Consider the following 7416-nt stretch of genomic DNA (forward strand, 5'->3'; position numbering starts at 1 on the left):
CTGACTGCACGCCCAACGTTGAAAATCTCTTTTGTTTAACTGCTGCAGCATTAATGCCGCTGCAAAAAGCGTGTAGGGGGGGAATTGCCTCAAGCGTTCGGTGAGCAAGGGGCGGCGTAAGCACAGCCATAGATTTTCTTTCCAGATATGTCTCGTTGGGTGGGAGCCCATACGGCGATCCAGAAATCAGGCGACATGAAAGAGCGTGGCTTTTTCAATTCGGCGCTTGGCATCCCACTGGCGATCAGCATAAGGAAGCTCGGATCTACTGTGCACACAATGCGCGCAAGCCTGCATTGCGCAAACAAGCAAACCAGTTGGAGCGGGAGCCGCAGACTTAATCGCCATCACCGATTTGGTCCCACATACCCTCCCTCCTCTGGTCTTCAATGATTTTTGTGATTTCTTTGGCGACCGCCGATACAGCGCGAGCGGGCCCCTTCTTCCTCGATAGGACCATCGAAACGATACGCTTGACTTCAGGCGAAATTATTTTCACAGCCTGCAGGCGGTTTTCCTGAATTTGAGACCAAACGGCGTGAATCGGCAATACGGTGTATAAACCTGAATCTGCCACCCCAGCCCGCATGAGTGGCAGAGAATCAGCTTCAATCACGGCATTAAGCGATATATGGTTTAGTCGCGAAAGCCTGTCGAGTGCCGCCCTCAAGCCATTCGGAGCACTAGGTAAAATAAAGGGCAATCCGTGCAACGATGAAAACGGGATCGCCGTCGCTGAGGTCAGCCGATCGCCAGGTGGGCCCACGAGATAACTATCGATTCTCGCCAAAGCCTGTTCGCCTTCTAATGGAAGGTCGCTGTACCGATACAAAATTCCTATGTCGACTCGCGTCCCGGTCAGCAATTCCTCGACTTGGCCACTAGAACCTTCTTGCACCTTGAGTTGAATGGCGGGATATCGTTCTCGCACACGCTCGAACAAGCGTAATGCGATAGCGCTTGCAATAGATGGCAGCAAACCTAGGGTGACAAGACCTGCAGGCTCGAGTGCATCACCATGAATTTCAGTTTCGAGTTGCTCCGCATCAGAAAGCAAGTCTTTAACAATCGGGAAAATGCGTAATCCGACGTCCGATAGAGTTAGGCCGCGCCCCGTGCGATTAAATAGGCGAGTTTTGCAATCACGTTCTAACGAGTTAAGGTGACGACTCAGATGCGACTGACTCGTGCCAAGAAAGATCGCTGCGTGTGTCAGACTTCCAAGCTCTGCAATTGCCAAAAAGGCACGCCATTTGCGAAGGTCAGATGTAAGATTGAGCTGGATCTGGGTCGCATTTTTAGGGTGCATCTGAAATACCTCTGATTTCACAAATCGGCGTATTGCAATTAAGCACGCCGATAAGATGCCTCAGTACGAGCTCTATGCAACAAATGTAATTCCACTTCGCTTTCAACTCGCGCGTTTGAAAAATGGATCGAGGAGACTTTCTCCAGCGCATCGTATGGTTTGTAATCCCTTGGCGCACCAAGCCTGCCGATTACTGACGATGTGTGATTGCTGTGCACAGATTTTCGACCGAGCAGACGCGGATCATTCCCGATGCCGGCATCTGTGAACACAGGACTGAACCGCCAACGCGGCTGGCCGGGATGAGCCATGAAGCAAATCCTCGCAGGCGAGGATCGAAGCCAAGTCACCTTGCTATCGCCGTGCCTTCACAACTTCGTCGCCGGAGACGACCCGATACGTGACGTCTGATGTGCCGCAATTCGAAGCCCGAAGCCGTTCTCCCTGAGCGTCGTGGCCATCGACAGCAGCAAATTCAAGTTGGTCATCCAGCGAGATCGCAACCTCGCTCCAGCCGAGGTCGATCGCCATCAGGAGCAACTCGAACAGAGCACTGATCCGCGCGCTCCATGGAAGCAGCCGGCTGGGATCAGCCCTCGGGCGTCCAGGCGGCCGTCGACACCAAGGATCGCCTCATCGAAGTTTGCCTAGATGGTGTCGGGTCGGACTCACGACTACTTGCCGCGGCCCGAAGCAAGGTTTGCATTGATCCACGACGCCACGTCGGTGACCGGGATGGCGCGCCGCTGATTGAACGTTCCACTCTTGTCCCACGCGACACCCCGCCCTTGAGCAAAGGCCGCACGATACTTGCGCATCATGTTGTGCGGGTCACGCGCCAGCTCATCCAGCAAATACTGCTCGCTCCACTCCGAACGACTGAAGGGGCGGTCGAGGCCCGCCTGCAGCTTGTCAGCGACCTCCCCGTAGGTCACGGTGTCACCGGCCAGATACACGATCTCGTTTCGGATACGGGGTTTGGTGAACACGATCTCAGCGGTCAGCGCTCCAATGTCATCGGGCGTCGTCAGCGTCACAGCGGTGTCGAGGCTGCCTAGAGCGTGGACTGCGTCGTTCTGCAGGTCGACAACACCGAATTCCGGCTCGAGCAGGTAGCTCATGAACATGCCGGTCGAGATGATGACCCACTCGGTCTGCTGCTGACTACGCAGCAACTCGCGCACGTCCAGTTGCGCGTCGAAGATGTCCTGCGGACTGCCGCGACCGATCACGTCGAAATCGACTCCGAACTGCCAGGGGAAGTACCTCGGGATTCGCGCCTGCAAGGCAGCCCGCGCCAGCTTCATTGGCGTATCGATTCCGGCTGCATAGCCCGCGCAGCCGATGACCGTGTCATATCGAGCGAACGCTGCGGCGAGCTCATCGATGGAACTCTTCACGAGATCGCCTATGACGATCTCGATTCCGAGATCTTGGATCTCGGCGATGTCTTGTTGCTTGCCTGGTGCACTGGACTCCACTGCGCTTGCGCGCAGCAGCACACTGATCTTCGCACCGGCCACGTCCTTCGCGCGGCGTGCCAGGTTGCGTAGCACCGGGAGGCCGAGCTCCCCCGCACCGAGCACGAGAATGTTCTGAGACGTGGCGTTAGGATCTGTTGGGTTCATCGTATGGCTTGGCGGCACTGGCAGCTGACGGTCTCGATCGGGCATTGTTGATTTCTCATGTACGTGTGATGTGCACGCACTGTAGCGGGGGCATCAACACAGAAAAAGCAGCCCTGGCCGTTCTCCATATTCAGAAAATCCGAACAATGCCGGTTTGTGGCGCCGCTTTCCTTTATCGCTAGCAGGACAAGACAATGGATCGCGTACAAGCAATGCAGGTATTTCTTCGTGTAGTCGAAAGCAAGAGCTTTGTGCGCGCAGCAGAGACCCTGGGATTGCCGGCGTCATCGGTCACCGACATCATCAAGAGGCTTGAAAAACATCTGCAGACACGCCTACTGAACCGTTCGACCCGAAACCTCAGCCTGACGCCAGAAGGTGAGCGGTACTTCTATCGCTGCCGCGAAATACTGGACCTGATCGACGACACTGAATCCAGTCTGCACTCCGCCGATCGTCCGCAGGGGCGACTGCGCGTGGACATGCCGGGCGGCATTGCACATGCATTGATCCTGCCGCAGTTGGAGCAATTCCAACGACGGTACCCGGATATCTACCTCATGATCGGAGTCAATGATCGCCAGGTGGATTTGATCCAGGAGGGAGTCGATTGCGTCATCCGTACTGGAAGCCTCAATGACTCAACGTTGGTCGCGCGCCGCTTGGTCGAACTGCGGTGGATCACCTGTGCAGCGCCGTCCTATCTGGACGAAAGGGGTGTCCCCGAGGTTCTGGAGGATCTCAAACGACACAGAGCGGTCCACTACTTTTCCAACACGACGCGCCGGGAAAACCAGTTGCATTTCGTCAAGGACGGAGTCGGCATCGCAGTGCCAGTCCCTGGCACGGTAGCGGTCAACGAGACGGGGCTGTACATGAAGCTGGGCCTCGATGGCCTCGGATTGATGCAGTTGCCTGAGATTCTGGTGACGGACCATTTGCAGTCCGGAGAATTGGTCGAGGTGCTGGCCGACAGCCGGCCCGCGCCGGTGCCCGTATCACTTCTCTACCCGCATCACAGCTTTCTTTCTCCGGCGATGCGGGCGTTCATCGACTGGACGATCGAGCTCTTCGGCAACCTCGAGTTGAAGGGAAATCATTTGCCAGCCGAAACAAGCCGTCAGGCTCGGAGCCAGCGGCCCACCTAAGGAACGTCCGATATGGGCGCCTCCCGGATCACAAGTAATGTGAAGAAGCAGGAGGCAGGGTTGCAGTGCGGCTTGTTATGCAGGCTGATATGCCCGCTGGCCCTGATAGTTTTCGCTGACGAAGTTCCCATCTGAACATCGAGCTTGGTGCTCTCACTCCCTATCGGAGTGTTCTCGTCCCGGCCCGACCTGTCTGGCCCATTACACGCAGGGTCGCTTGCTGCGCATATCCGTAGATTGGTTGCTGGCAATTCATTGATTCGTCGCGAGCCTGCCTCGCTCTAGAAGTCGTGGGGCAAGACGCTTCATGCCCTATGTGCTATTACGTGGCCAGGCGCTCGGCGACTTCGCGTGCACCGAATTCCCGTACTGTCGCGAGGCGTTCGAGTTGTGCGGCCCGCGGACGAGCCTTCCCTTGCTCCCAGTGATAGATCGTCTGCCCAGACACACCAACTAGCTGTCCATAACTCGCTGCGGACAGTTCGAGCTTTGCGCGATGTGCCGCCAACCTGGTTGCGCTAAAGCGGCGCTTCGGGCCCGCTGCAGCTTCATGGCCCGAAGCGGGCGTCGTAGCGGAGCGCGCTGCTCCCTTCGCAACACGACGCAGTTCCTTTTCGAGCGCATTCACTTGGCGACGGAGTTCAGCAATCGACGCGCGATGTGCGACGGACGCTTTCTTGAGTGTTTCGATCTCGGCGCGCACTTCCTTGCGAGCAACGCGGGAGATTTCAGCTTTGAGGATTGAGGCGATGTTGGGCATGGACGCATTGTGCCGTGCCACTACAGCCCCGACGCTCCGCCGGCGTTGCCTGCGAGCCCGAAGTTGAATTTGCGCCAGGAGTGGGAGGAATTCCAGGATTCGCAGGGGACGACCGTAGACACGGTGTGGCGTAGCGCTGCCGCTGCCGCTGCCGCTGCCGCTGCCGCTGCCGCCATTCGCATTGAACGGCAACTCGGACACGGCAATGTCGGGCCGTGGACCGACTTCGAGTGGGGCATGATTACCGGGAAGTTGTCCGCGCTGCGTTGGGCGCTGGGCGCTGGGCGCTGGGCGCTGGGCGCTGGGCGCTGGGCGCTGGGCGCTGGGCGCTGGGCAGCGATTGGGACATGCTTGACACCTAGTTGAGGCCACACTCCTGGCGAGACAGAGAAAAGAACAATGAGAGCGTAGCTGCGGCTGACCTCGGTCAGTCAGCTAAGGCGCTGGGATCTCGAGCCGCTCTGATAGGGCAGGAGTGTTTCACCGACGTATGCGGAACTCCGCCGCCTTGCGAAAAAAACCATGGTTGGAGTGCTCGATGGTTTTGCCTGCACATGCGACAAAAGGAGCGTCAAGCGAGCCTATTGCACGTGGCGAGCAACTGCTCATGCGATTGAAGAAATGCAGGTAGCTTCGCGTCAATAGCTTTGGCTTCATCTCGAACATATGCTGGAAGGTTCTCCGGATCCATATCCCGTGTAATCACGCTAACGTAGCCTCTGCCGTCTGGAACGGTGTAGCGAACCAGCTCCGCGGCCAATTCGTTGGCTGCCTTGATGAAAGCGGCTTGTTTAAGGCGAAGTTCTTGGTGCGTGAAGTAGTGGGCTTCGTTGGTCCAAGTTTCAACAACTGTGTATAGCGGGGTAGTGGCTTTCGCCCTGAATGGAAGCAAGAAGTCATGCTGTTGATACTCCCGGAATAGACCCGAGTCAGCGAAGAGCGAACGAAAGGTCTTCGCAAGCTCGCGATCATGACCAGAGAGTGCGCTGACGGTCGTCCCTTGAGATGTCGCGGATGAAGGCGCTGAAGCTCTCCAGCCAAGCATGGTGAGGAACTTGGTCCTAGTCTTACTGTGTCACAAGAGTAGCTTTGCGCTTGCCCTTCCGCAGCAGGGGCACTGACCGAGACGAGCGATCAGTTGGTAGCTCAGTCGATGGCGCAGTGTTGTGATCGACGTCGGCACGTGGCGCTGCGCGCGCAGGACTTCCGCGGGGGATGTAATCCTCGGGAAGGGTAGGCACCTGGCGTTCGATGAAGTTTTTTTTACCGCCGACAGACTTGTCGGCGACGAGGCGTTCGGCCATGAGGAACCCGTAGGCCGCGATGCTCAACGCGGCGTGATGATGAAACCCCCGCCACCCTCGGCCCTCGTAGTGGCCGAGGCCGAAATCCTGCTTCAGATCCTGGTAGTCACGCTCGATGCGCCAACGCTGATGGGCGATGTCGACCAACTCGTTGATCGGTGTGTCCTCTGGCAGGGTGGACAAGAAGTACTTGCTCGGCTCAGCGTCGCTTGCCGGCCACTCGATGAGCAACCACTGCTCGGGACGCAGACGTGCCTTGCCCGTATTGCCGCCGGCGTGGCGCACCCGCACGGCCGCGAAGCGGCCGTTCAGTGTGTCGCTGGTTCCCTCGCGCCAGCTGATGTTCTGGAATGCCCGACTTGGAAGCGACTGCGCCAATGCCTTGACGCTCATGGGCTGTAGCGTCGCCGTGCGCCTGGGCATTACTGGCGGGCGGCCCATGCCGCTGTAAGGCTCGGGTGGCAGCGGCTGCACGCCAGGCGGCCAGACCACGACGGCAGATGTGACGCCCACCGCGTAGAGCAAGCCCATGTCGCTGAGCGCCTGGCGGAAGGCGTTGTCCACGCCGTAGCCGGCATCGGCCAGCACGCAATGGCGCGGTGCGCCTTCGTCCAGCAGCGTACGCAACTGCTGCAGCGCGATCTGCGTCTTCGTGGCGAAACGCACTTCATCGGGAACGCCAGCCTTGGTGCGGCGTTCAGCATCTGCCGCCCAGTCCTCGGGAAGGTACAGCTGCCAAGCGACGGGCAAGCTGCCCTGTTTGCTTGCCAGCGAGATGCTCACGGCCACCTGGCAGTTGTCCTGCTTGCCCAGCATCCCGCAGTACTGGCGCGTGACACCGACCGAATGGCGGCCCTTTTTCGGGAACCCGGTGTCGTCGATGATCCACCAGCCACCCTGACTGAAGTCCATCTTGGGCATCACCCACTGGCACACCCGCCGCAGCATCTGCGTGTCAGACCACTCGGCCTTGGCCACGAAGTGGTGCAGTGCTTGGTGCCGCGCGCTGGCATGCGTCGGATCCACCCGCGCGGCCATGGGCTCTACGCTCTTGCGCGACAAGGGAAGCATCAGGCCCGTGCAGTACCCACGAAGGCCTGCGTGCCGATCCGTGTGACCCAAGCCTGCGCTCAGGTGCTCCAGGTAGCTATCGAAGCGCTCGACTGCGTTCATCAATCCTCCGGTGCGAAGACTAGGGCCTGTTAACACAATCGAAGTCCGTCGGCGATCAGCGCAAAGCTGATGAAGCCAAGGAACATTACGTCGA

Annotated in this window: 7 protein-coding genes; 1 reads left to right on the plus strand and 6 read right to left on the minus strand. The window is 58.5% G+C overall.

All coding sequences use genetic code 11. From position 1 onward, the window contains the following. Window positions 1-337 precede the first annotated feature (337 nt). The 3 genes from V9L20_RS25200 to V9L20_RS25210 form a co-directional block, all read right to left on the minus strand. The gene (locus V9L20_RS25200; protein WP_337298640.1) at window positions 338-1330 is read right to left on the minus strand and encodes a LysR family transcriptional regulator; all 993 of its coding nucleotides are present in this window, start codon (window positions 1328-1330) and stop codon (window positions 338-340) included. 333 nt (window positions 1331-1663) lie between these two features. Next, window positions 1664-1840, minus strand: coding sequence for a hypothetical protein (locus tag V9L20_RS25205; RefSeq protein WP_164547951.1), 177 nt, complete (start codon window positions 1838-1840; stop codon window positions 1664-1666). Between the two features lie 143 nt (window positions 1841-1983). Then, a complete protein-coding gene (locus V9L20_RS25210; RefSeq protein ID WP_125967004.1) occupies window positions 1984-2937 on the minus strand; it encodes an aromatic alcohol reductase in 954 nt (317 codons plus the stop codon). Window positions 2938-3131: 194 nt separating this feature from the next. On the opposite strand from V9L20_RS25210, the gene V9L20_RS25215 reads away from it, so the two are divergent. Continuing rightward, window positions 3132-4085 (plus strand): LysR family transcriptional regulator, encoded by a 954-nt coding sequence (locus tag V9L20_RS25215; RefSeq protein WP_125966990.1) that lies wholly within the window; start codon window positions 3132-3134, stop codon window positions 4083-4085. Window positions 4086-4407: 322 nt separating this feature from the next. Here V9L20_RS25215 and V9L20_RS25220 read toward each other — a convergent pair whose 3' ends face one another. The 3 genes from V9L20_RS25220 to V9L20_RS25230 form a co-directional block, all read right to left on the minus strand. After that, window positions 4408-4845: a helix-turn-helix domain-containing protein gene (locus tag V9L20_RS25220; RefSeq protein WP_125966991.1), complete on the minus strand. Its 438-nt coding sequence runs from the start codon at window positions 4843-4845 to the stop codon at window positions 4408-4410. Between the two features lie 571 nt (window positions 4846-5416). Further along, window positions 5417-5890: a hypothetical protein gene (locus V9L20_RS25225; RefSeq protein WP_125966993.1), complete on the minus strand. Its 474-nt coding sequence runs from the start codon at window positions 5888-5890 to the stop codon at window positions 5417-5419. Window positions 5891-5912: 22 nt separating this feature from the next. After that, window positions 5913-7322 carry an IS701 family transposase gene (locus tag V9L20_RS25230; protein WP_125966994.1) on the minus strand — a complete coding sequence of 470 codons (1410 nt, stop codon included), beginning with the start codon at window positions 7320-7322 and terminating at the stop codon, window positions 5913-5915. Window positions 7323-7416 lie beyond the last annotated feature (94 nt).

It is taken from the genome of Variovorax sp. CCNWLW225, assembly GCF_037204045.1.
Classification (GTDB): Bacteria; Pseudomonadota; Gammaproteobacteria; order Burkholderiales; family Burkholderiaceae_C; genus Variovorax.